The sequence below is a fragment of the Ruegeria sp. CF1 genome (genome assembly GCF_056537445.1).
This window is the reverse complement of sequence record NZ_JBQFRN010000004.1, coordinates 16,308-39,650: the sequence shown is the minus strand read 5'-3', so window position 1 is coordinate 39,650 and position 23,343 is coordinate 16,308. Positions and strand designations below refer to the sequence as shown.

19 protein-coding genes are annotated in these 23,343 nt (G+C 57.1%); 16 read left to right on the top strand and 3 right to left on the bottom strand.

Annotated features, from left to right (window positions below; genetic code table 11):
- Positions 1-12: 12 nt before the first annotated feature.
- From ACRZ96_RS09375 to ACRZ96_RS09365, 3 genes are read left to right on the top strand one after another with little or no spacing between them, the layout of a single operon-like run.
- Positions 13-1,041, top strand: a complete 1,029-nt coding sequence (locus ACRZ96_RS09375) for an ABC transporter permease (RefSeq protein WP_170397654.1) — start codon at positions 13-15, stop codon at positions 1,039-1,041.
- Positions 1,038-2,192: an ABC transporter permease gene (locus ACRZ96_RS09370; RefSeq protein WP_170663923.1), complete on the top strand. Its 1,155-nt coding sequence runs from the start codon at positions 1,038-1,040 to the stop codon at positions 2,190-2,192. Before ACRZ96_RS09375 ends, ACRZ96_RS09370 begins: the two co-directional genes overlap by 4 nt.
- A complete protein-coding gene (locus ACRZ96_RS09365; RefSeq protein ID WP_480814436.1) occupies positions 2,189-3,544 on the top strand; it encodes a CoA transferase in 1,356 nt (451 codons plus the stop codon). Before ACRZ96_RS09370 ends, ACRZ96_RS09365 begins: the two co-directional genes overlap by 4 nt.
- An 87-nt stretch (positions 3,545-3,631) precedes the next feature.
- On the opposite strand, the gene ACRZ96_RS09360 is transcribed toward ACRZ96_RS09365, so the two are convergent.
- The gene (locus ACRZ96_RS09360) at positions 3,632-6,028 is read right to left on the bottom strand and encodes a mechanosensitive ion channel family protein (RefSeq protein ID WP_170397663.1); all 2,397 of its coding nucleotides are present in this window, start codon (positions 6,026-6,028) and stop codon (positions 3,632-3,634) included.
- A gap of 382 nt (positions 6,029-6,410) precedes the next feature.
- Here ACRZ96_RS09360 and ACRZ96_RS09355 point away from each other — a divergent pair, with 382 nt between their 5' ends.
- The 8 genes from ACRZ96_RS09355 (at position 6,411) to rpe (ending at position 13,725) form a co-directional block, all read left to right on the top strand.
- The gene (locus tag ACRZ96_RS09355) at positions 6,411-7,625 is read left to right on the top strand and encodes a glycosyltransferase family protein (RefSeq protein ID WP_480814435.1); all 1,215 of its coding nucleotides are present in this window, start codon (positions 6,411-6,413) and stop codon (positions 7,623-7,625) included.
- A complete protein-coding gene (locus ACRZ96_RS09350; protein WP_480814434.1) occupies positions 7,622-8,869 on the top strand; it encodes a glycosyltransferase family 4 protein in 1,248 nt (415 codons plus the stop codon). The genes ACRZ96_RS09355 and ACRZ96_RS09350 overlap by 4 nt, the downstream gene beginning before the upstream one ends.
- Positions 8,869-9,942, top strand: coding sequence for a glycosyltransferase family 4 protein (locus ACRZ96_RS09345; RefSeq protein ID WP_480814433.1), 1,074 nt, complete (start codon positions 8,869-8,871; stop codon positions 9,940-9,942). Before ACRZ96_RS09350 ends, ACRZ96_RS09345 begins: the two co-directional genes overlap by 1 nt.
- Entirely contained in the window at positions 9,942-10,520 is a 579-nt protein-coding gene (locus ACRZ96_RS09340; RefSeq protein WP_480814432.1) for a histidine phosphatase family protein, read from the top strand. Before ACRZ96_RS09345 ends, ACRZ96_RS09340 begins: the two co-directional genes overlap by 1 nt.
- A 2-nt stretch (positions 10,521-10,522) precedes the next feature.
- Positions 10,523-11,665 carry a glycosyltransferase family protein gene (locus tag ACRZ96_RS09335; protein ID WP_480814431.1) on the top strand — a complete coding sequence of 381 codons (1,143 nt, stop codon included), beginning with the start codon at positions 10,523-10,525 and terminating at the stop codon, positions 11,663-11,665.
- Entirely contained in the window at positions 11,662-12,414 is a 753-nt protein-coding gene (locus ACRZ96_RS09330; RefSeq protein ID WP_480814430.1) for a polysaccharide deacetylase family protein, read from the top strand. Before ACRZ96_RS09335 ends, ACRZ96_RS09330 begins: the two co-directional genes overlap by 4 nt.
- A 19-nt stretch (positions 12,415-12,433) precedes the next feature.
- Positions 12,434-12,910, top strand: coding sequence for a class I SAM-dependent methyltransferase (locus tag ACRZ96_RS09325; protein ID WP_170511246.1), 477 nt, complete (start codon positions 12,434-12,436; stop codon positions 12,908-12,910).
- A 125-nt stretch (positions 12,911-13,035) separates the two neighbouring features.
- Positions 13,036-13,725, top strand: coding sequence for a ribulose-phosphate 3-epimerase (rpe, locus tag ACRZ96_RS09320; RefSeq protein WP_480771671.1), 690 nt, complete (start codon positions 13,036-13,038; stop codon positions 13,723-13,725).
- A 153-nt stretch (positions 13,726-13,878) separates the two neighbouring features.
- Here the strand turns inward: rpe and ACRZ96_RS09315 are convergent, their stop codons facing one another.
- Together ACRZ96_RS09315 and ACRZ96_RS09310 are read right to left on the bottom strand one after the other, a co-directional pair.
- A complete protein-coding gene (locus ACRZ96_RS09315) occupies positions 13,879-15,972 on the bottom strand; it encodes a 3-hydroxyacyl-CoA dehydrogenase NAD-binding domain-containing protein (protein WP_480814429.1) in 2,094 nt (697 codons plus the stop codon).
- 531 nt (positions 15,973-16,503) lie between these two features.
- Positions 16,504-17,157 (bottom strand): GntR family transcriptional regulator, encoded by a 654-nt coding sequence (locus ACRZ96_RS09310; protein ID WP_170612103.1) that lies wholly within the window; start codon positions 17,155-17,157, stop codon positions 16,504-16,506.
- Positions 17,158-17,365: 208 nt separating this feature from the next.
- Here ACRZ96_RS09310 and ACRZ96_RS09305 point away from each other — a divergent pair, with 208 nt between their 5' ends.
- From ACRZ96_RS09305 to ACRZ96_RS09285, 5 genes are all read left to right on the top strand, one after another.
- Positions 17,366-18,448, top strand: a complete 1,083-nt coding sequence (locus ACRZ96_RS09305; protein ID WP_480814428.1) for a Gfo/Idh/MocA family protein — start codon at positions 17,366-17,368, stop codon at positions 18,446-18,448.
- 100 nt (positions 18,449-18,548) lie between these two features.
- Positions 18,549-19,559 (top strand): TRAP transporter substrate-binding protein DctP, encoded by a 1,011-nt coding sequence (dctP, locus tag ACRZ96_RS09300; protein WP_170429695.1) that lies wholly within the window; start codon positions 18,549-18,551, stop codon positions 19,557-19,559.
- Positions 19,560-19,589: 30 nt separating this feature from the next.
- A complete protein-coding gene (locus ACRZ96_RS09295) occupies positions 19,590-20,165 on the top strand; it encodes a TRAP transporter small permease (RefSeq protein WP_480814427.1) in 576 nt (191 codons plus the stop codon).
- The gene (locus ACRZ96_RS09290) at positions 20,162-21,457 is read left to right on the top strand and encodes a TRAP transporter large permease (protein WP_170328647.1); all 1,296 of its coding nucleotides are present in this window, start codon (positions 20,162-20,164) and stop codon (positions 21,455-21,457) included. Before ACRZ96_RS09295 ends, ACRZ96_RS09290 begins: the two co-directional genes overlap by 4 nt.
- Positions 21,457-23,343 (top strand): bifunctional sugar phosphate isomerase/epimerase/4-hydroxyphenylpyruvate dioxygenase family protein, encoded by a 1,887-nt coding sequence (locus tag ACRZ96_RS09285; protein ID WP_480814426.1) that lies wholly within the window; start codon positions 21,457-21,459, stop codon positions 23,341-23,343. Before ACRZ96_RS09290 ends, ACRZ96_RS09285 begins: the two co-directional genes overlap by 1 nt.

The following is a 23,343-nucleotide window of genomic DNA, read 5'->3' as shown; positions in this document are numbered from 1 at the left end:
AGGAGCAGCTAAATGGTCATGCTGCGCTACGCGGTGTATCGCTTTTTCACGATGCTGCTGACATTGCTGGTGGTGTCGGTTCTGATTTTCGTGATCATCAACCTGCCCCCCGGCGACTATCTCAGCAACCAGATCGCCGAACTGCAGGCTTCAGGACAGTCCGCCGGTGTCGCCAAGGCCGAGTTTCTGCGCAAGGAATACTCATTGGACCGGTCGTTGCCCGAGCAGTACCTGATCTGGATGGGCTTCTGGCCCGGACCGCATGGGTTCGAGGGCCTGTTACAGGGCAATTATGGCTGGTCCTTCGAATTTGACCGCCCCGTGCGCGAGATCGTGGGCGATACGCTCTGGTTGACGGTTGTGGTCAATCTGGCCGCCATTCTATTCGTCTATGCCGTTGCTCTGCCATTGGGGGTCATCGCTGCGGCCAGATCACGGACGTGGATCGACTATACCTCGGCCTTTGTAGGCTATCTGGGTCTTGCGACCCCGAACTTCCTGTTGGCGCTGATCCTGTTCTACTATGGCCATCGCTATTTCAACCTGCCCATCGGCGGACTGATGGACCCTTCCTTTGAGGGACAACCGATGAGTTGGGACAAGTTGAAATCCATCCTTGTCCACCTGATCGTTCCGACCTTCGTCATCGGAACCTCGGGTGCTTCGGCCATGATGCAGCGCCTGCGCGCCAATATGCTGGATGAACTAGGGAAACCTTATGTCGAAACAGCAATCGCCAAGGGCATGTCCCCATCGCGGATGCTGACGAAATACCCATTGCGCGTGGCCTTCAACCCGTTTGTCGCCGACATTGGAAACCTGCTGCCCTCGATGGTTTCCGGGTCGGTTTTGGTCTCGGTGGTTCTGGGTCTGCAAACAATCGGCCCGACCCTGCTGACTGCCTTGAAAACGCAGGACCAGTTCCTGTCGGCCTTCATTCTTATGTTCGTGGCTCTGCTGACCCTGATCGGCACCATGATTTCCGATATCCTGCTGGTCATGCTTGATCCGCGCATTCGTTACGAGGGGCGCGAAGCATGACCGATAAACCCGATGGTCGCTATGTCGACGACGCACCATTTGACCCGCAGGCCTCTATTCAGCAGCTTGAGCGCGCAGATCTCGATGCCCCTAATTGGGTGCTGGTCTGGCGCAAGTTCAGGACCCACAAGCTGGGTCTGATTTCTGGCCTCTTCTTGCTGCTCTGCTACTTGATGCTGCCTTTTGCGGGCTTTATTGCCCCCTACGGCCCCAATGACCGGAACGGAGAGCACCTGTACGCTCCACCCCAGTCGGTCAACTGGTTTCATGAGGGGAAGTTCATCGGCCCCTACATTTATCCAATAGTTGCAGAGGCGGACCTTGAAACTTTCCAGTGGAAATTCGTCGCTGACACGGAAGATCCGCGCCCAATCCGGTTCTTCTGCGAAGGGTCAGAATACAAACTCGCAGGGCTGATCAAATCCGATACGCACCTGTTTTGCGCACCCGAAGGGGCCACGCTGTTTCTGTGGGGCTCGGACCGTCTGGGCCGCGATGTATTCAGCCGCATCCTATATGGCGCGCAACTGTCGCTGACAGTGGGCCTGATCGGCATTTCGGTATCCTTCTTCCTCGGCATCCTGTTCGGATCAATGGCCGGGTATTTCGGAGGGCGCATCGACTGGACCATCAACCGTGTGATCGAAATCCTGCGCTCGCTGCCGGAACTTCCCCTTTGGCTGGCCTTATCCGCCGCGGTGCCATCAAATTGGAGCCCGGTTGCGGTATTCTTCATCATCTCGATCATCCTCGGTATTCTCGATTGGCCAGGCCTTGCCCGATCTGTCCGCGCAAAATTTCTGTCTCTCAGGGAAGAGGAATACGTACGTGCGGCCGAGATGATGGGCGCAAGTTCCGGTCGTGTGATCCGAAAGCACCTGCTACCCAATTTCATGTCGCATCTGATTGCCTCGGCCACGCTATCAATCCCTGCGATGATCTTGGGCGAAACCGCCCTCAGCTTCCTTGGCCTTGGACTGCGGGCCCCGGCGGTCAGTTGGGGCGTGATGCTGAACGATGCGCAGAACCTCGCCTCAATCGAAATCTATCCATGGACCGCGATCCCGATGCTGCCAATCATCGTCGTCGTGCTGGCCTTCAACTTCCTTGGCGACGGGTTGCGCGACAGCCTTGATCCCTATCAGCAATGAGCTTGCTGTCCGCCCTCCCCTCACCTGACACCTACAGGGTCAATGGGGCGGGTGCGCGGCCCAGCGCCTTTGCGGTCTCGGAACTGGCGACGGCCAGTTTTGCGGCAGTCGGGCAGGAGCTGTCGCGCCTTGTGACAGCCTTGAACCTGGCGCCTACACCTCTGGAGGTGGCCGTAGATCATCGACTGGCCTCCTTGTGGTATGGCTTTTCCTTCAAACCCGAAGGGTGGGATATGCCCAGCCTTTGGGACGCGATTGCTGGCGACTATCAGGCCTCTGATGGGTGGATCAGGCTGCACACCAACCTGCCCAGTCATCGCGCCGCCGCCCTGAACGTTTTGCAAGTCGCGTCGGACCGTGCGCTGGTATCGCGCGCGGTTCGGGATTGGAGCATCTCTGAACTGGAAGCCGCGATTGTCGCCGAGGGCGGCGTCGCTGCCGCAATGCGCAGCCGCTCTGAGTGGCATGACCATCCGCAAGGACGCATATTGGCCCGCGAGCCGTTGATCGGATGGCAGGGGCCACGCAATATTCAGCTACGTGATCGACCTCAGGCGACTGCCGCGCGACCTCTTGCTGGGCTGCGTGTGCTCGATCTGACCCGCATTCTGGCTGGGCCCGTCTCAACACGAACACTCGCGGGATTCGGCGCCGAGGTCCTGAGGATCGATCCACCCGGCTGGGATGAACCTGGCGTCATTCCTGACATTTCTCTCGGCAAGCACTGCGCCTATCTGAACCTGAAATCACCCGATGGAAAAGCAAAACTGCAAGAGCTGCTGGCCCAAGCGGACATACTTGTCCACGGGTATCGGCCCGGCGCTTTGGACGCACTCGGTCTGGGTAAAAACACGCGGGATCAGCTCGCCCCCAACAGGGTTGAAGTCACGCTAGACGCCTATGGCTGGCAAGGACCTTGGGCAGCGCGCCGCGGTTTTGACAGCCTTGTACAGATGAGTTCCGGAATCGCACATGCAGGGATGGGTTGGGCGGGGGCCGACAAGCCAACTCCGTTGCCCGTTCAGGCACTGGATCACGCAACTGGTTACTTGATGGCTGCCGCCCTGCTCTCGGCGCTCGCCGAAGCCGCATCTGGACACGCTGTTATGGATGCCAGGCTCTCGCTGGCGCGCACCGCCGAATTGCTGGCCACCCTCGCCAAGAGCGATCCCGGTGACGAAATTACCGAGGCGCTGCCTGTCGATTATGCGGATGCGCTCGAACCTTCCGGGTGGGGGCCCGGCTATCGATTGAAGCCGGCGCTAACCGTTGGATCCGCAAAGATGCACTGGGCTTTGCCTGCGTCCAAACTGGGAACTTCGCAGCCCACTTGGCCGTCACTTACCGCTTAAAGCTGCCGCCGCGCGGGACGCGCGGCCCGGCCCAACGCTTTGGTTGACGTCTCGCCAGAGACGCAAACCAAAGGGGCGGGAGCCCTCCTAGCGATCATCACCACCGCCGGGGCCGATATCGTCCAGATAGTCTTCGTCAATCGCGGCCTGAACGGCCCCTGTGACAGCCTCGCGTTGTTTGGGAGTCAGGTCCTCGGCCTCTTTGTCATCCGCCAGTCGCACGGTGACTTCCCGATGCGCAAACCGGATGCCTTCACGGGCAAACAGCTCACGAATATCCTGATAGACTTTCTTGCGCACCAGCCACTGATCGCCCGGCTTGGTCATAAACTTGACCCGGATAATCATTGCAGAATCCTGCATTTCGATCACACCCTGCGATTTCAGCGGCTGGATGAAGTTATCACCAATCACCGGATCGCTCAGCAGCTCTTGACCCAGCTTCTTGATCAGCTTCCGCACTTTTTCGACATCGGTGTCATAGGTCACCCGCAACGGCAGCTTCATGATAACCCAGTCGCGGGAATAGTTTGTCAGAACCTTGATCTCTCCAAACGGGATCGTGTTGAGCGCACCAAGGTGGTGGCGTAGTTGGAAGGACCGGACCGATATCTTTTCGACCGTCCCTTTCACATCACCAATGTCGATGTATTCACCCTTTCGGAAAGCATCATCCATCAGGAAGAACGCACCCGAGAAGATGTCGCGGACCAAGGTTTGCGACCCGAAACCAACGGCCAGACCCACAACACCTGCACCGGCAAACAGCGGGCTGACATTGATCCCCAGTTCCATCAATACAATCAACGCGATGGTCACAACGACCACAGCCAGAATGGCCCCGCGGAACAGAGGCAACAAAGTTGCAAGACGGCTCTGCCCGCCTTCGCCTCCTTCGTCGCCCAGCTCGGCTTCAGCACCGCCGTCATCCGTCTCTTCCGCGATCTTGCTATCGATCCAGACGCGGAAGAAGTGAAACAGAATGTAACCCATAAACAGGATCACCATCACATCCAGCGCCCGCTCGATAGGCAAGTCATCCGACCAATTGGCCTGCGGGTTCCAGATCACCACCAGCGCATAGAGACCCACCACAAAGGCCAGAATGCCTGCCACACGACGGGCAAGGTCTTCGTACGTCAGAATGGCGTGCTTGCGCTTTTCGGCCTGCGGCGTATCAGCCACCAGCTCATCCTCGATCTGCTCAGCCGCTTCTGCGTCGGCATTCATCACCTCAATTCTGCGATTGCGATCAAAATACCTTTCAAGCAGATAGTTCATCGCGCCGTAGGCCACGACAACGGACATAAAGATGGCATAGCTGCTGGCCACGATCGGGATCGAATCCTGAACCTCAAGCACCAGATCAACGGCCAGTTTGAACCAGCTGAACACCATATAAAGCACCAGAACCGGCGCCCAGGCGAAAGAGATGAACTTCAGTATCCAAGACACCTGATCCGGAGCACGCCCGCCACGAATAGCGTTCGAGATCGCGCGTGCATTGAACAGGATCATCAGTATGTTGCCCAGCGCCCCGATCAGCGTCAGGCTACCATAGACCATGGCATAGACGTTATAGTTCAGCCCAAAATCCGCGACCCATGTCGAGAACAGAACAACCGAGATGTCATAGGTCGCCAGTGCTGACGCCCAAACATACAGGCGCTTGGCGTCCCGGTCTGAAAAAGGCGGCAAGCGATACTGGCTAAGGTAAGGCGACAGAACCATCCGCCACAAGTCCGAGACAGTGCGCGAGAGGAAGAATGCGGTAAAGATTGCCGTAACGGTAAACTGGATTGATATGTCTTCCGCTTCACCAAAGAACAGATAGCCAACGATCAGCGCCATGAGCATGGCAAAGATCGTTCCGCCAATGCCCATCACGAAACGATACACAAGGAAAGGCATCTTCTCACGATAGCCAACCGGGTTTTCCTTGATGCGCGCAACCACCAAACGCTTCGCGATGCGCTTGCCGTAGATTTCGATCGACAACCATCGCCCCAGCAAAAGGAACAACACATTCAGGACCAACACCTCGACATAGGTCTGAATCCGCCCGTCCGGACTGGTCTGTCTGAGGATGTATTGGACCTCAAAGACCGAATAGGGCAGCGCCTCCATCCGCGAGCGTACGGAATCCCGGAACTTTGAGAACCGCTCTTGCGCCTTCATCAGCTGAGAACCCTCAGCCATGTGATCAATGCTATCTGCCTCTGGCGTCGCGTCGGCGCTATTGCCCGCTGCCGATACAACCTGCCCGGCGCTGTCGATTACGATTACGCTTGCGCCCGCCTCGGAAGCGGATCGAATGGCCGCCGCCAGATCGCTGTCAGCGGCAGAGCTTGAAGAACCGGTTTCCTCGCTTGATCCTATTGGGTATCCCGGAATAAGCGAAGTTTGCGCAACCGCGTCGGTTGCACTGGCCAGCATTGCCGCCCAAATCACCAAAATCAGCCCGGCCAGAACATTCATTTTCATCGTATATCGCATCCAATTCGTAGCTGCGTCCAAGACTATAGAACCTCAGAAGGCTGTTCAAATCATCCGCACACGCGGTGTCAACATCGTGAGAGCCCGTGTTCCTGACGCAATGGATGGGATAAAGTGTTTCCAAGACAACAAAAATTGAATATGACCACCTGAGGCGTCCGGTCTCGGAATTGGCTTGTGCATGAAGAACCATCGGCCTGCATATCGCAAGGTGCGCCTGTTGCCGGCGGTGGCATTATGCTGTTGCCAATTCGCAATGTTTGGCGCATTTGGACGGCGGAATCTGTGCCTTTGGCAAGAAGGTCTGGCAGAATTACGATAATCAGGTGCAGACGCGCGGAGTTGCACCGGAACCGAAACAGGCGAAGGCATGAGCCTAGGGATCAAAAACGAAAATCACGGCCGCGCACCGCGCATCCTGCTATATAGTCACGACACGTTCGGCCTGGGTCACCTGCGCCGGTCACGCGCGCTGGCTGCGGCCATAACACAAGCCGATCAACGCGCTTCGGCCCTCATATTGACCGGTTCACCCATTGCCGGACGGTTTACTTTTCCGCGTCGCGTTGACCATGTCCGTCTACCCGGGGTCACCAAACGCGCCGACGGCTCGTATGCTTCGCAGACCATCGGCATGGGCATCGATGATGTGACCGAGTTGCGCGCAAGCCTGATCCAGACATCTGTCGAACAGTTCGACCCCGATGTGCTGATCGTCGACAAAGAGCCTACCGGTTTTCGCGGTGAGCTGCTGCCGACGCTTGAATATCTTGAAGACTCCTGCTCAACCAAATTGGTTCTGGGCCTGCGCGACGTTCTGGATGAGCCCGAAGTACTGGCCGCCGAATGGGAGCGTAAGGACGCGATCTCGGCGACTGAACGATTCTATGATGAGATCTGGGTATATGGGTTGCGATCGGTCTACGATCCTACACAAGGCCTTCCCCTCAGCCCGGCGACGCAACAGCGCATTCATTGGACAGGGTATCTACGTCGCGATCTTGGGCCGGTTGGTGAGCCACCAGAACAACCGTATATCCTGATCACCCCCGGTGGTGGCGGCGATGGCAAGGCGATGGTCAATTTGGTGCTGTCCGCATATGAAAAAGACCCGGATCTGTCACCCCGCGCTGTGCTGGTCTATGGGCCCTTCCTGTCAGGCGAACTACGCGAAGATTTTGAAACCCGTGTCGCCGCCCTAAATGGCCGTGTGACCGCCGTTGGCTTTGAATCGCAGATCGAAACGCTGTTCGCGGGCGCTGCCGGTGTGGTCTGCATGGGCGGGTACAATACCTTCTGCGAGGTTTTGTCCTTCGACAAACGCGCCGTCATTGTTCCGCGCACGACGCCGCGGCTGGAGCAATGGATTCGTGCCTCGCGCGCCGAGGATCTGGGTCTGGTACGCATGCTGGATGAAAACCGTGACGGTCTGACGGCGGATGCAATGATCCGCGCGATCCGCGCCTTGCCCCATCAGCCGCTGCCTTCGCAGGCCATTCGCGCAGGGTTGTTGGACGGGCTAAGCTACGTCACTCATCGTATAAACGCGCTGCTAGGCGCGGAACAAGAGCGCGCCACCGGATGACGCGCGAACCCCCCAAGCTGGCGGTGCTGGTCAAAGGCTGGCCGCGCCTGTCCGAGACGTTCATCGCGCAAGAATTGGTGGCCTTGCAGGAGGCAGGGCACAGCTTCGATATCTGGTCGTTGCGCCATCCGACCGATACCAAGCGCCATCCTCTGCACGATCGCCTCAAGGGGCAGGTGCATTACCTGCCGGAATACCTTTATGAAGAGCCTGAGCGGCTGGCGACTGCGCGAGACATTGCAGCTCGTCTGCCCGGATACGCGCAAGCTTACCAGGTCTGGCGGCAAGACCTTCACCGAGACCCGACTCACAACCGAATTCGCCGGTTTGGTCAGGCCTGCGTATTGGCCGCTGAGCTGCCCGATCAAACGCGGGCGCTGTATGCGCATTTCATGCACACTCCGTCTTCGGTCGCCCGCTATGCGTCTATCATGCGCAGCCTGCCCTGGAGTTTTTCGGCGCATGCCAAAGATATCTGGACCTCACCAGACTGGGAAAAGCGGGAAAAGCTGCAACTGGCCTCTCACGGCGCCATCTTCGGGGCAACCTGTACCGCCATTGGTGCCGCACATCTGCGCGAACTGGCTGATGATCCTGCGCGGGTAGAACTGATCTATCATGGGCTGGACCTGTCGCGGTTTCCTGCACCTCCCCAGCAGTGTTCGCGTGCAGAGGATGCACCCTTTCACATGCTGTCAGTCGGGCGTCTTGTCGAAAAGAAGGGCTTTGACCGGCTTCTCAAAGCTTTCGCGCTACTCCCCAGATCGCTGAATTGGCATTGGACCCATATCGGCGGCGGAAATCTGGGCGATGAGTTGAGCGCACAAGCCGATGCCGCAGGGATTTCCGATCGGATCACGTGGATGGGGGCTTGCGATCAACCGGAAGTCATTGCCGAGATGCGCCGCTCTGATCTGTTTGTCCTGCCCAGCAGAATTGCTGCCGACGGCGACCGCGATGGTTTACCCAATGTTTTGATGGAAGCCGCGTCCCAGCGCCTCCCGATCCTGTCAACGCCGGTGTCAGCCATCCCGGAGTTCATTGAATCCGGTATTCACGGTCAGTTGTCAGCAGATGACCCGACCTCTCTTGCCTCGGCTATTGCGGATCTCGCCCGGAACCCGACCAGAACGGCCGAGATGGCTGAGGCCGCGTATAACCGGTTGATCGCCGACTTCCGGATGGACCCGGGCATACGTCGCTTGTCCGAGCGGCTCAGCGCCTTGTGCGCGGACGAGCCCTGATGGCGCGGGTGGCTTTCTATGCACCGATGAAGTCCCCCGACAGTCCCAAGCCCTCGGGTGATCGCGAAATGGCCCGCAACCTGATGCAGGCCCTCGGCGCTGAGGGAGACATTGTTGAGCTGGCCTCGCAATTGCGGATTTACGACAAGGCAGGCGACCGGGCACTTCAGGACGAATTACGTCGCAAAGCAACGACCGAGGCTGCACGACTGGCTGAGGAACTGCCACCTGACACGAACCTGTGGGTGACTTATCACAACTACTACAAGGCCCCCGATCTGCTCGGCCCGGCCGTGAGCCGCGCAAGAGACATCCCGTATGTGCAGCTGGAAAGTACCCGCGCCACCAGCCGGCTTGCAGGCCCATGGGCTGATTTTGCGCAAGCGGCGCATGACGCGTGCGACAGCGCGCAGGTGATTTTCTACCACACTGCCAACGACCTGATCACGTTAGAACGGGAAAGGTTCGGTATGCAGGCGTTGGTGGAACTGCCTCCGTTTCTTCCCATCACGGAATTACCCCCTGTTTCGACCCGTGATGGGCCGATGCTGACTGTGGGAATGATGCGGTCGGGGGACAAGCTGGCCTCGTACACCATTCTGGCCGACACGCTGGAACATCTGACAGGGGATTGGGCGTTGGACGTGGTAGGCGATGGCCCGGCCCGATTGGAAGTCGAGGCGCTGATGGCGCGGTTCGGACCTCGTGTCCGGTTTCTGGGTCAGCTGGATCGGTACGCGTTGCAGGCCCGGTACCGCCAGGCCTCCTTGTTCGTTTGGCCCGGCGTCAATGAAGCCTATGGAATGGTCTATCTGGAGGCTCAGGCCTGCGGCGTTCCCGTCGCAGCACAAGATCGCCCCGGTGTTCGTGATGTGCTGATACCTTCCGATCATCCCGATACCGGATCGGGTGCCAAAGGGTTGGCCGCGCGTATACAGAGGTTTCTGGACCATCCCGACCTGAGCCAGTCTGAGGGCAATCGTGCCCGCGCCTATGTCGCGCACCGCCATCTGATGCCATCCGCCACCGAGCGGTTCTGGACCACTGTGCGCCCCTTGTTGGAGAAAAGTTGATGACCCGTCTCGCCCTTCTGCGCCATGGACACACGGATTGGAATCGCGCGGGTCGCATTCAGGGGCGCAGCGACATCCCGTTGGATACCGACGCGCGGGCTGAACTTGCGGGGTATTGCCTGCCATCGCCGTGGAACGCAGCATCAATCTGGTCCAGCCCGCTAAGCCGCGCGTCTGAAACAGCGCAGTTGGTATCGGATAAAGCGCCCAAAACATCTCAGGCGCTGACCGAGATGAATTGGGGCGAATGGGAGGGAGAGCGCGGTGCCGAACTGATCGAGACACCCGATAGCGGTTACCGCCACATCGAAGACTGGGGCTGGGATTATCGGCCACCGGGCGGTGAAAGCCCGGCTGAATTATGGGCAAGGCTTAATCCATGGTTGACCGAGTTGCAGGGAGACAATCTTGCTGTCTGCCACATCGGAATCATGAGGGTAATATTGGCCAAGGCCTGGGGCTGGAATTTTGCCGGACCCGCACCGTTTAAGATCAAGCGTAACAGACTGTTTATCGTAAACCTGGACGAAATGCGGCCTGAACCCGAACCCGTTCGATTGATTGCGCGTGAGGTTTGACCATGAAGGTGATGATCGTTGTTACCCATCTGTTGGGCACCGGGCATCTGAGCCGAGCCCTCACATTGGGGCGCGCATTCGCCGAACAGGACCATGAAGTGTTTATGGTCTCGGGCGGAATGCCTGCGCCACAGCTTGACACACGTGGGTTGTCATTTCTGAACTTACCGCCGCTGCGGTCTGACGGCACCGATTTCACCCGCCTGCTTGATCAGAGTGGTACTGTTGCTGACCCGGCCTATTTCGCTGCGCGCACCAACGCTCTGACGCAGGCGGTCCGCAGCTTTGGGCCACAAATATTGATCACCGAGCTCTATCCGTTCGGGCGGCGCTCCTTGGCCGCAGAATTCCGTTCTGCGTTGGAAGCCGCGCGGAACCTACCTCAGCCGCCCATCATCCTGGGTTCGATCCGTGACATTCTTGCACCGCCATCGAAGTCTGCAAAAGTAACCCAAACGGATGAGGTTATCGCAGAGTTTTACGACGGCGTTCTGGTCCATTCCGACCCCAAGATCACCGAACTTGAAGTCAGTTGGCCTGTCTCGGCTCAACTGGCATCGCGCCTTCATTACACCGGTTTCGTGGCCCCAAGTGCTGCGCCAAGTCATCCGGATGGCATAGGCCAGGGCGAGATATTGGTCAGCGCGGGTGGCGGGTCGGTCGGCCAGCCGATCTTTCAAGCGGCCATCGAGGCCGCCCGAAAGATGCCCAACAGGCGCTGGCGCTTGTTGGTGGGCGGGCAGGATGCCAATGCGCGGATCGCCGAGCTTTCGCAAATGGCCGAGGGTTCATCGGTTCTTCTTGAAACCGTCCGCCCTGATTTTCGCCAAATGCTGCCGCTTGCCGCCGCTTCGGTCAGCATGTGCGGTTACAACACGGCCATGGACCTGCTGCAAAGCGGTACCCCGGCGGTTCTAATCCCCTTCGATGATGGCAAAGAGGTTGAACAGACTTTGCGCGCGAGATCTCTGTCTCAGTTGAACGGGATCAAGGTGCTTAACAGTTCTGACCTGAACGCGGACTCACTGGCGAATGCGCTGGAGCATGTCATTTCGGGTGCTGAACGCCCCCCTATGACCAACGGGTTTGATGGTGCACGCCGGTCGGTGGAAATTGCAGAGGGCTTGTACGAGGCTAGCCGATGAGGCCTGATTGGCACACATTGCAATCCGAGTTGCAGCAGTGGCAGGACGCAGGATTGACCCTGCCCTTGTGGTGGCGTGATGACGATGCAGTTGCGGTGACACCGCAGCTTGAAAAGCTATCCGCCATGTCGGGCACGCTTGGCCTACCCGTCCATCTGGCTGTGATCCCGCGTGATGCGCAAGCGGCACTTGCAGAGTATGTGTCAGATCAATCTGTTTTGATCCCGGTTGTGCATGGCTGGGCGCATCAGAACCACGCGCCTGCAGACGAGAAGAAAGCCGAATTTCGCCTGCACCGGCCCCTTGAAGCGGTAGTTGCAGATGCCGAGGCTGGATTGTCCCGGTTGCGAGAATTGTTTGGTGCGCACCTGCGACCGATGTTTGTTCCGCCATGGAACCGGATCGACTCCAAAGTCGCCATGCAGCTTCACGGGCTGGGCTATCGGATACTGTCGACGGCGACCCCCCGAAAGATACCGCTCGCGGCGCCCGGCCTCGCGCAGATAAACACACATCTCGATCCAATCGACTGGCGCGGGACGCGCGGTTTAATCGACCCTGACAGACTGATCGCACAGACAGTTGAGCTGCTGCATGACCGACGCACCGGTCGCGCAGACAATGCCGAAGCATTTGGGGTGTTGACGCATCATCTGGTCCATGATCAGGACATCTGGACGTTTACACAGGATCTGTTGCACAGGCTGCTTGATGGACCGGGCACACCCTGGACCGCACCACGCAACTGAACTCGCAAGGAGAGCCCGAATGAGCCGACTGGATTCCATGCTGCGCCGCCTGACGGCGCAACGCGATGGGCTAAACTGGGCCGCCGCACAGATCGGCACCATGGAAGGGGACGTTCTGGACCTGGGGCTAGGTAACGGACGTACCTATGATCATCTGCGAGAGATCCTGCCCTCTCGGCGTATATGGGTGATGGATCGCGTCTTGCAGTGTCATCCCGACAGCACGCCACCGGCACAGGATTTCCTACAGGGTGAGGCTGAGCCGATGTTGCGTAAACTGGCGGACGCAGGCCAAACAATCGCGCTGGCGCACTACGATTTCGGCCGCGGGATCAAGTCCGAAGATGTTGCGGAAGCGGCACGCCTCAGCCCTTTGATCAAACAGGTCATGCGACCCGGTGGGTTGTTGATTTCAGGGCAACCGTTGACGGGTTTTGCGCAGGTTGAAGGCCCCGAGACCATCGCGCCCGATCGATATCTTTTCTATCGCGCCTGAGCAGGCTTTGAACTGACGGGTTAGTATGTTGAATCTATCGATCAGATTCACCGCAGTCAGGCCTATGCATTGACGCGAGTCGAGGGTATACGCCACCGCAACAGCACACCCACATGAGGCCAGTCATGAGCTTTGACCGTTCCATCAAGATCGCTCCCTCGATCCTGTCAGCCGATTTCGCAAATTTCGGACAGGAGATTCAGGCCATCGAAGCTCAAGGGGCGGATTGGGTTCATGTGGACGTGATGGACGGCCACTTTGTCCCAAACCTCACTTTTGGTCCCCCAGCGGTCAAAGCGTTTCGCCCACATGTTAAGACCGTCATGGATGTGCATTTGATGATCACTCCGGTCGATCCTTATATTCAAGCCTATGCCGATGCGGGCGCTGATGTGCTGACCGCGCACGTCGAAGCGGGGCCGCATTCGCACCGCACGCTGCAGGTGATACGCGCTGCGGGAATGAAAGCAGGGATCGCGTTGAATCCCGGGACGCCCGCCGAGGCCGTCGAACATCTGTTGGACCTGACTGATCTGGTGTGCGTCATGACCGTCAACCCCGGCTTCGGGGGGCAGAAATTCATCGACATGACCGCAAAAGTGCGACGTTTGCGCGAGATGATCGGCGACCGACGGGTTCATATCGAAATCGACGGCGGTGTTGATCCCAAAACAGCGCCTCTGGTGGCCGCTGCAGGCGCTGACGTGTTGGTCGCCGGATCAGCAGTTTTTAAAGGCGGGTCAGTTTCAAACCCGTCGGTCTATGGCGACAATATTCGCGCTGTGCGGACTGCTGCCGAAGGTGCACTGGGTTAACAACAAACCCTCCCGCCAGTCGTCGACGTTTCTTACGAAACGCCTCCTCCTGTTGGGCCCGGCATCGCGCTTTGCGCGATGCCGGGCCCAAGGCGGCTAGCAATATTGGCGCAGCCAATGTTGCGCAGGCACGAGAGCCTTTGCCCCGAGACTTCAGGCATCTTTGTTGAGATCATCAAAGCAGCGGTTCTCGGCCACCAGTTGTTCGAGCAGGGGTGCAGGTTGCCAGAAAAAGGCATCTTCTTCAGCCCACTTGCGAATATCGTTGAATACACCCGGCAAACCCTGCAAATCTGCCCATTTCAGCGGCCCACCCCAGTAGCGCGGAAAACCGTAGCCATAGAGCAGCGTAACGTCCACATCCAGCGGTCTACGCGCGATGCCGTCGCCTACCACCTTCGCCGCCTCATTCACCATCGCGACCATATAGCGACGTATGATCTCCTCATCCGTAAACGCGCGTGGAGTTATGTTCTGGGCCGCACGCTCGGCTTCGATTAATGCTGTCACTTCGGGGTTCGGCTCTCCACCTCGCTTGCCATTTTCATATATGTAATAGCCCTTGCCGGTTTTCTGGCCGAAATGTCCGGCCTCGCACAGCTTGTCGGCATAGAAACTGTCGCGAACGCGTGGATCCTGGCCTGCGGCCCGTTTCCGCTTGCGCGCCGCCCAGCCAATGTCCAATCCGGCCAAGTCTGACACTGCATAGGGGCCCATCGCAAATCCAAACCCGGTCAGCGCAGCATCGATCTGGAATGGGCTCGCCCCATCCAGCACCATGTGATCAGCACAGTTCCGATATGTGCCCAAAATCCGATTACCTATGAACCCGTCGCACACACCTGCCCGAACGGCCACCTTGCCCAACCTCTTGCCCAACGCGAAACCCGTTGCCACAACTTCGGGCGCGGTGTGATCCGCCACCACGATCTCAAGCAGTTTCATCACATGTGCTGGGGAGAAGAAATGCAGACCGATGACATCCCGTGACCTTTCGGTCGATCCGGCAATTTCGTTGATATCAAGGTATGAGGTATTGGTCGCCAATACCGCACCGCTTTTGCAGACCGCATCCAGTTGCGCAAAAACCTTTTTCTTCACTGCCATGTCCTCGAACACTGCTTCGATCACCAGATCAACGCCACTCAGCGCGTCATAGTCGGTGGCCAGGGTCAGCCGGTTCTGCAGAATATCATCATGTTTGTCCTGGCTCAGCTTTCCGCGCCTCACGGCGCCAGCCAGATTTGCCGCGATACGATCTTTAGCGGACCGCGCTGCCTCGTGTGACATCTCAAGCAGCACGACAGGAAGTCCCGCCAGCAGAACTGAGGTGGCAACCCCTGCGCCCATCGTACCGCCGCCGATGACGCCAACCTGTTGCAGATTCCGCGGCTCGACCCCATTCAACTCGGGCAATTTTGCAACCGCACGCTCCGCAAAGAATGCGTGGATCAACCCTTTGCGCTGATCCGAGGCCATCAGGTCCATGAATAATTCCCGTTCGCGTGCCAAACCGGATGCAAAATCCTCGGCCTCGCAACTGGCTTGTATTGCCCGCACTGCAATCGCAGGCGACAGTTGGCCCCGGCCCTTCTTCAGCACCGCGTTATAGGCCGCATCAAAATCGATTGGGGCGGGCCGGTCCATATCGCAAACAGGACGCCGAGGTGCATCAGTTGCAAGCAGCTCTCTGACATAGGCCAGGCCGATCTCGCGCGGATCACCATCCTGAACTTTGTCCAGCACACCCATCTCAAGCGCTTCTGGAGCTCGGACGTGCCGCCCCGTCGTGATCATGTCCAATGCCGCCTCGACTCCGGCAACACGCGGCAAGCGCTGGGTGCCGCCAGCGCCAGGAATGATACCAAGATTAACCTCGGGCAACCCCACCTTCGCAGACGGCACGGCAACGCGATAATGACAGGATAAAGCAACCTCAAGCCCACCACCAAGCGCGGTTCCATGCAACGCAGAAACCACCAGCAAGGGTGACGCCTCAATCCGATCACAGAGTGCGGGCAGCCACGGGTCCTGTGGCGGCTTGCCAAACTCGCGAATGTCTGCGCCTGCAAAATAAGTCCGACCCTCACCATAGATCAAAACCGCGCGCGCGCCCTCTGTTTCGGCACGTTCGATCGCAGACAACAAACCCCGGCGCACATCCACGCCCAGCGCGTTAACGGGTGGGTTCTCAGCCGACAAAACGGCGATATCGCCCACTTTCTCATACCCGATGACTTGGGTCATATGATCCTGCCTCCTCAGACGAAATGCGATGCCAGTAGTAAATCGGGGAATCCCCGGACACGGCGCGATCAAAGACTGGCCCGGTCTGCGTTCGTATTCAACTACATTTTCGACCGATCGTTCGGTTTATTTGATTTTCTCGGATTTAGTACCATAATCACGCGGTTCATGCCCGGAACCAACCTTTTACGTTGCGGTAGAACTCGCTTCGCGGCCTCAGACCGACGAAGCGCAAAGAACTGCAGCGTTTGGTCTGAACTCGCACGTAACCCGAGGGCGTGATCCAAATGGAAACCCAGCTAACAGGGCCGCAGTATTTGTTTGGGAAGTTCTGGTAGCGGAGGTCCGTCTTGGACACAAACCCCACACATTAACACTCTGTAAAATACGGGTGCCGCGACCTTCGAGGGGTAAGCTGAAAGGTCAATTGTCGTAGCGGTACCCTGACTGGCGAATTCGATCAAAAGATATTGGACTTCACCGCGTTGCTCCGAGTTGGAGGCCGCCGCAATTGCGGCACGGCGGAATGGCCTACATAGCCTCCAACGTGTGGGCGAGGCCATTTCGGATGTGATCTTCCAACAACTTCTTGGCCATATTCGCGTCTCTGGCCAATGCGGCATCGAACATGTGTTTGTGTTCTTTGGCTGCTACCTCACCTCGATAGGTCAGTACGAGCATCTGGTAACGAAGATATTTGTCATAGATGATTGAGTGAAGGGATAAAAGATTCTTGGAGTTGCAGGCTGCTATCATTGCTTGATGAAACTCCGAGTCGTACCTCTTCCAGGTTTCTTTCTCAGAGTCATCTCCTTTGAGAAGCCGTTGCTCCATCAAATGCAGCTTATGATGCGCGGCGACGAGGTTCCCCTCCCAATCCGTGTCACCATTCTCGATGGATAACTCCAACGCATGGCATTCCAACAGGACACGCAGCTCTGATATCTCGATCAGGTCTTCACGGGAGACTGGTGTAACCAGGAAACCCCGTTGCTCTGGGGCTTCGACAAATCCGTCGCTGGCGAGCCTGTTCAGCGTTTCACGAAGTGTCGAAAGGCTTGCCGAGTAGCGTTCCTTCAAGGCGTCCAGCTTCAGTTTGGAGCCGGGCTGCAGCTCCCCGAAGATGATGTCCCGCTTGATGCGCTGATAGGTACTTGCACCTATCGTAGACGGCTGTTTCGCCATGCGTTTCACCCGATATTATCAGTTTCCTCGTTCAATTAGCATTTTTCAGAGACATCAGCAATCCAAACTGATGTATGGTAAAAATAAAAATATCATACATTATTGCGGAATCGCGAAAACCCCAATACGGTCGTAGCCAAGTTGGGCAAAGCAGCCCGATCGCAATCATCGGTTTCGGGATTTTCCGGACCCTCCGGAAGGAAGCAAAGTGTCTAAGAACTTTCGCATTGCCATTGTCGGCATCGGCCTTGTTGGACGCCGCCACGCAGATGCTATCCGAGCGTTGCGCCATGTTGATCTCGTCGCGGTGGTCGACCCCAGCGATGAAGGCCGTGCTTACGCCGTTGAGCATGCGGTTGCATGTTACGAAACCCTCGAGGAAATGTTTGCAAATCAGACGCCAGACGGAGCTGTTCTGGCGACCCCGACCACGCTTCATGTCGAACAAGGCCTCACGTGTGTTCGACATGGTTGTCCCGTTCTTGTCGAAAAGCCGATCGCCGTGGAAGCCACCGCTGCACTTGAGCTTGTTCAAGCAGCGGAGAAGGCCAATGTGCCACTGATGGTCGGACATCATCGTCGACACAATCCTCTGATCCGGTCGGCTAAGGAAGCCATTGTCGATGGGAAGATTGGAGATGTGCGCGCTGTCCATGCGAATTGCTGGTTCTATAAGCCAGACGAGTATTTTGATGCTGCGCCTTGGAGAAAGAAACCCGGTGCAGGGCCCATCTCGGTCAATCTTGTCCACGATGTTGATCTGCTGCGGTACTTGGCCGGAGAAGTCGTGACCGTTCAGGCTCAGTCGGCTTCATCGCAGCGGGGTTACGACAACGAAGATGTCGCCGGCGCGCTGTTGACGTTTGAAAGCGGGGCGATCGGGACCATAAGTGTGTCCGACAGCATCGTTGCTCCATGGAGCTGGGAGATGACGTCTCAGGAATATCCAATCTATCCGTCGACCACTGAGAGTAGCTACATGATAGGTGGCTCTCATGGTTCGTTGTCCGTTCCCGATCTTCGATTGTGGAGTTACCAGGGTGAGCAAAGGGACTGGTGGACGCCAATCTCATCAACCGCGCTGAAGAAGGGTGCGTCTGACCCACTGGTCAATCAGCTTAGGCACTTTGTTGAAGTAGCTCGGCACGAAGCAGAACCGATTGTGTCTGGATGGGAAGGTTTCAGAACACTTCAAGTTATTGAAGCTATTCAGAATTCCTGCAGAACAGGTGATACGGTCAGGATCAAAAACTTACAAAAAACACCAATGGTAGGTATGACGGCAGTCTAAAATATCAGATATTTTGTAAAAAATCTTGCAAAATGTCCAAAATAGGTCAAAACTCTGAATCGCAAAAAAGAAGCATCATGATGTCTCAGGGAGGAGCAAAGTGATTACCAAACTTACCCGCCGGGCTGCTGTATCGGCCCTGGTCGCAACCGGTGTTCTGTTTAGCGCAACAAGTGGTGCGCTGGCGGAAGACAAAGTGCAACTTCGCCTCGCAACATCAGGATCGGAGACCGATCAGCGCTCGGTCGCCATGGCCGAGGTTTTCGCACCCATGGTCGCTGATTTCGCAAGCTACGAGCCCAGCTATAACGGAACCATCTTCGCTCAAGGCACCGAATTGGACGCCATCAGTCGGGGTAACCTGGAAATGTCGATCACCTCGGCGCAGGAACTGGCACAGTTCTTCCCCGAGTTTTCGATCTTTACAGCAGGCTATGTCCACCAGGACGCCGCGCATCAGGTGGCTGTCTTCAACGATCCCTTGATGGATGCCTTTAAGCAAAAGGCCGAAGAAGAACTGGGCGTCAAACTGCTGTCGGTCATGTATCTGGGCCGTCGTCAGGTGAACCTGCGCCAACCCAAGGATGAACTGACCGTCAGCACTCCGGCTGATCTGGAAGGCGTGAACCTGCGGATGCCCGGCACAGATGCGTGGCAGTTCCTTGGCAAAGCGCTGGGTGCTGCCCCGACACCAATGGCGTTCTCAGAGGTTTACACAGCTCTGTCGACCGGTGCCGTTGACGGTCAGGACAACCCGTTGCCAACCGTGGTTGATGCCAAGTTTTACGAAGTGACCAATCAGATCATCCTGACATCGCACTTGGTCGACCTCAACTATATCGCCATTGGCAAAGAAGTTTGGGACGGGTTGACGCCGGAACAGCAAGCCAAGGTTCAGGAAGCTGCGGACGCGGCAGCTGAGTCAGGCCGTCAGAAGCAACTTCAGAAAGAAGAGGATCTTGTCAGTTTCCTGAAAGAGCAAGGAATGGAGATTTACGAACCCGATCTCGCAGCGTTCCGCGATCAGGTACAGTCTATGTATCTGGACAGCGAGTTCGCTGGCTCATGGCCCGAAGGCGTTCTGGATCAGATCAACGCTCTGGGCAACTGAGCCCAGTAAGACAAGGGAGGGAGAACCACAATGAAAGCCTTTATAAAGGGGTTCTCCCGACTGACCGAAGCGATTGCCGGCGGGATGCTGGCGGCAATCTTCTTAATCTTTCTATTGCAAATACTCTTGCGCTACTTCTTTACCCCCGCCGGTTGGACGCTTGAACTGATCGGCATCCTCTGGGTCTGGGTGATCTTTTTTAGCTGCGCTTTCATAGTGCGCGAACGGGATCACGTGAAGTTCGACATCATCTACCTTTCCGTGCCGATGCGCGTGCGGCAGGTCTTTGCGATGTTGGCGGCCGCAGCGATCGTGGTCGGTATGCTCTACAGCTTCCTTCCAACGTGGGACTACATCGATTGGATGAAAATCCGAAAGACATCGACTGTCCGCAATCCGTTTTCCGGCGAGAAGATACCTTTGCGCACAGTATTCTCGATTTACGCGGTATTCATGCTGGTCGTCGCAGCGCGCTACGCGTGGCTATTCTTCGACGTCATGCGCAATGGCCCCCCAAAGACAGAGTTGGAACTGGTCGTTGGGTACAACGTGGTTGACGACCATCCCCGTGTCGACGTCGAAGAGGACGAGGAAGCAGACAAATGAGTTTTGAACTTCTTTCCTGCCTGCTCGCTCTCTTTCTTCTGGCAGGCATCGGGACACCTATTGGCTATTCCATCCTATTGGCCTCATTAGTGTACCTGGGCACGGCCGGATTGGACGTCGCACTCGCAGGCGAGAAGATCCTGCAAGGCTTCTACAAAAGCACGATCCTGCTTGCCGTGCCTTTGTTCATCGTCGCCGCGAATATCATGAATGCTGGGTCGATCACGGACCGTCTGCTGAACTTCTGCGTAGCCGCTGTCGGTCGTTTCAAGGGCGGCCTTGGGCACGTAAATGTGGTAGCGTCTCTAATCTTTTCCGGTATGTCCGGCTCGGCTGTCGCGGATGCCGCGGGGATCGGCAAGATTATCATTGAAATGATGACTAAAGATGGCCGCTACAGCCGAGGTTATGCTGCTGCTATTACCGCGGCGTCGGCGACGATTGGCCCGATCATTCCGCCCTCGATCCCAATGGTTTTGTACGCGCTCGTTTCCAAGGCCTCCATCGGATCTCTGTTCTTAGCCGGTATTCTGCCGGGCCTGATCATGGGCGTCGTCCTCATGGCGATGAACTACTATCTGGCCGGAAAGCGGAACTTTGCATTGGAAGAACCTGTTCCTCTGCGCGAATTGCCGGCTAAAACCGCCAACGCGTTTCCGGCACTGCTGATGCCCGCGATCCTGCTGTACGGTATATATGGCGGCGTCACCACTCCGACCGAAGCCGCCGCAGTTGCTGCATTCTACGCTCTGCTACTGGCAGCGTTGTTCTACCGCGCGCTGACCTTCCGTGGCCTTTATCAAGTGTTCGTCGACAGCGCGCGCTCCTCCGCCGCCGTCGGGGTGGTCATTGGTGGCGCGTTCATTCTGAACTTCATCGTCATTCAGGAACAGATTCCACAGTCGATCTCGGCACTGCTGGAGGGTTCGGATGTTAGCCCGATTGTATTCCTGATCCTCGTAAACCTGCTGATCCTTGCGCTGGGATGCGTCTTGGACGCAACAACGATCATCCTGGTGATCGTGCCCCTTTTCATTCCGACCTGCGAAGCGCTCGGGATTGATCTTGTGCATTTCGGAGTTCTGGTCGTCGTGAACTCGATGATCGGTCTGATCACGCCTCCCTATGGCATTCTACTCTTTGTGATCAACGCTGTGACGGACATTCCGCTGCGCGAAATCATCTCGGAAATCTGGGCCTTCCTCGCGGTTCTCATCTTCGCCTTGGTGATCATGATGCTGATGCCGGATCTGGTCCTGTGGTTGCCGCGTATGTTTGGATATCAGGGATAATGTGCCTCTCGGTTTCGACAACGTCGATCCCCGGTGATCTGGCTGAAAAGCTGAGTGCTATCGCTGACGCGGGATTCGGGGGTGTCGAATTACACGAACCGGATTTGACCGCTTTTGACGGATCGCCATCGCAAGTCCGCGAAATTGCATCGGACTTCGGCCTGAAGATTTGCCTGCTACAACCCTTCCATAACCTTGAAGGCCAGCCCGATGCCGGACGTGAGCGCGCCTTTGATCGACTGAAGCGCAAACTCGACCTGATGAGCGAGTTGGGAACGGAATTGCTGCTTATCGGATCTGCCTTCGAGGTCGATGTCGCCGCGACCGAAGAACAGGTAATCGCAGATCTTGGCGAGGCGGCCCAAATCGCTAAAGAAATGGGGATGCGTCTGGCCTATATGGGCTTGCCATGGTCGGATCTTATTCACTCGGATGAGCAGGCGTTACGCGTCGTCGAAGCAATTGACAGCCCTCATTTTGGGTTGGCCATGAATTCCTTCTTCTCGCTTGCCGACGGGTCCAAACCAGCCCGCCTTCGGGACATTCCCGGCGATCGGCTGTTCCATGTACAACTGTCCGATGCACCCCGGTTCGAGATGGATATACGTCGGCTCAAACGGCACTTTGGGCTTTTGCCGGGGCTTGGGTCGCTGAACCTTGCGGGCTTTGTACGCGTGTTGTCCCGCGCCGGGTACAAGGGGCCTTGGTCCATTGCGCGCGTCAACGAAGCAGCTCCTCAACCCGGTGGCCGAACACTGGCCCGAGACAGCTACAGGTCGCTGGTGAACCTCTTGGATGAGGTATCACGGACCGAGCCGGGAACCGATTTGGGCACCCCGGACCTGCCGGAACGCGTCTATGCGTCAGGCTTCGAATTCGTCGAATTCACAGCCGACGAAACAAGCGGTGCGCAGCTGGCAGAAATGCTGTCAGCAATGTGTTTTCGAATGGAGCGAAAACACGTAAGCAAGTCCGTCGAGCTATGGCGGCAGGGCGCGATAAACATCGTCGTGAATACCGAAAAGGAAGGATTTGCCCATTCGGCGTTTCTGGGTCACGGCCCGTCCGTTTGTGATATGGGGTTGCGTGTCAAAGATGCGGATCAGACGGTTCAGCGAGCGACCGCGTTGGGCGCGCCGAATTTCTCACAGCCGGTAGGGACCGGGGAACTGGACATCCCGGCCATCCGAGGTGTTGGTGGCAATGTTGTCCATTTCATAGATGAGAAATCCGATCTGCATCGGGTTTGGGACATCGAGTTCGAGCCAGTCGCCAAGACCAAAGCGATCCAGCCCGCCGGTCTGCGCCGCATCGACCATCTGGCGCAGACGATGCGTAACGATGAGATGCAAAGCTGGCTGCTCTATTACATTTCGACTTTTGAGATGGCAAAATCCCCGATCGTGAACGTTGCCGACCCGTCGGGTGTTGTGCAAAGCCAAGCCATCGAAAGCCCCGAGGGCGAAGTGCGATTAAACCTGAATGGAGCAGTTGGGCGTCGAACACTGGCGGCTTCATTCCTTGAAGACGGTTTTGGCGCCGGTGTTCAGCACATCGCCTTCCAGTCGGACGACATATTTGAAACCTCGGCCCAATTGCGGAAGTCCGGCTTTCCCAGTCTGTCCATCCCAGAAAACTACTACGCTGATCTGCAAGCGACATTCGGGTTAAGTGAAGACCTGATCGCCCAAATGCGCAGGGATAACATACTCTACGACCAGGCGGCGGGTGCCGAGTATTTTCAGATCTACAGTCGCCCCATCTTTAACGGCTTTTTCTTTGAAATTGTTGAGCGCCGAACTGGTTACGCCGGCTATGGCGCGCGTAACGCTGCGTTTCGATTAGCGGCGCAAACGCGACACCACGTGGCGGAAGGAACAACCTAA

Bases quoted from the DNA above. Each gene is read 5' to 3' on its own strand.
- ACRZ96_RS09375 (WP_170397654.1), top strand. From the start codon at position 13: ATGGTCATGCTGCGCTACGCGGTGTATCGCTTTTTCACGATGCTGCTG.
- ACRZ96_RS09370 (WP_170663923.1), top strand. From the start codon at position 1,038: ATGACCGATAAACCCGATGGTCGCTATGTCGACGACGCACCATTTGAC.
- ACRZ96_RS09365 (WP_480814436.1), top strand. From the start codon at position 2,189: ATGAGCTTGCTGTCCGCCCTCCCCTCACCTGACACCTACAGGGTCAAT.
- ACRZ96_RS09360 (WP_170397663.1), bottom strand. From the start codon at position 6,028: ATGAAAATGAATGTTCTGGCCGGGCTGATTTTGGTGATTTGGGCGGCA.
- ACRZ96_RS09355 (WP_480814435.1), top strand. From the start codon at position 6,411: ATGAGCCTAGGGATCAAAAACGAAAATCACGGCCGCGCACCGCGCATC.
- ACRZ96_RS09350 (WP_480814434.1), top strand. From the start codon at position 7,622: ATGACGCGCGAACCCCCCAAGCTGGCGGTGCTGGTCAAAGGCTGGCCG.
- ACRZ96_RS09345 (WP_480814433.1), top strand. From the start codon at position 8,869: ATGGCGCGGGTGGCTTTCTATGCACCGATGAAGTCCCCCGACAGTCCC.
- ACRZ96_RS09340 (WP_480814432.1), top strand. From the start codon at position 9,942: ATGACCCGTCTCGCCCTTCTGCGCCATGGACACACGGATTGGAATCGC.
- ACRZ96_RS09335 (WP_480814431.1), top strand. From the start codon at position 10,523: ATGAAGGTGATGATCGTTGTTACCCATCTGTTGGGCACCGGGCATCTG.
- ACRZ96_RS09330 (WP_480814430.1), top strand. From the start codon at position 11,662: ATGAGGCCTGATTGGCACACATTGCAATCCGAGTTGCAGCAGTGGCAG.
- ACRZ96_RS09325 (WP_170511246.1), top strand. From the start codon at position 12,434: ATGAGCCGACTGGATTCCATGCTGCGCCGCCTGACGGCGCAACGCGAT.
- rpe (WP_480771671.1), top strand. From the start codon at position 13,036: ATGAGCTTTGACCGTTCCATCAAGATCGCTCCCTCGATCCTGTCAGCC.
- ACRZ96_RS09315 (WP_480814429.1), bottom strand. From the start codon at position 15,972: ATGACCCAAGTCATCGGGTATGAGAAAGTGGGCGATATCGCCGTTTTG.
- ACRZ96_RS09310 (WP_170612103.1), bottom strand. From the start codon at position 17,157: ATGGCGAAACAGCCGTCTACGATAGGTGCAAGTACCTATCAGCGCATC.
- ACRZ96_RS09295 (WP_480814427.1), top strand. From the start codon at position 19,590: ATGAAAGCCTTTATAAAGGGGTTCTCCCGACTGACCGAAGCGATTGCC.
- ACRZ96_RS09290 (WP_170328647.1), top strand. From the start codon at position 20,162: ATGAGTTTTGAACTTCTTTCCTGCCTGCTCGCTCTCTTTCTTCTGGCA.
- ACRZ96_RS09285 (WP_480814426.1), top strand. From the start codon at position 21,457: ATGTGCCTCTCGGTTTCGACAACGTCGATCCCCGGTGATCTGGCTGAA.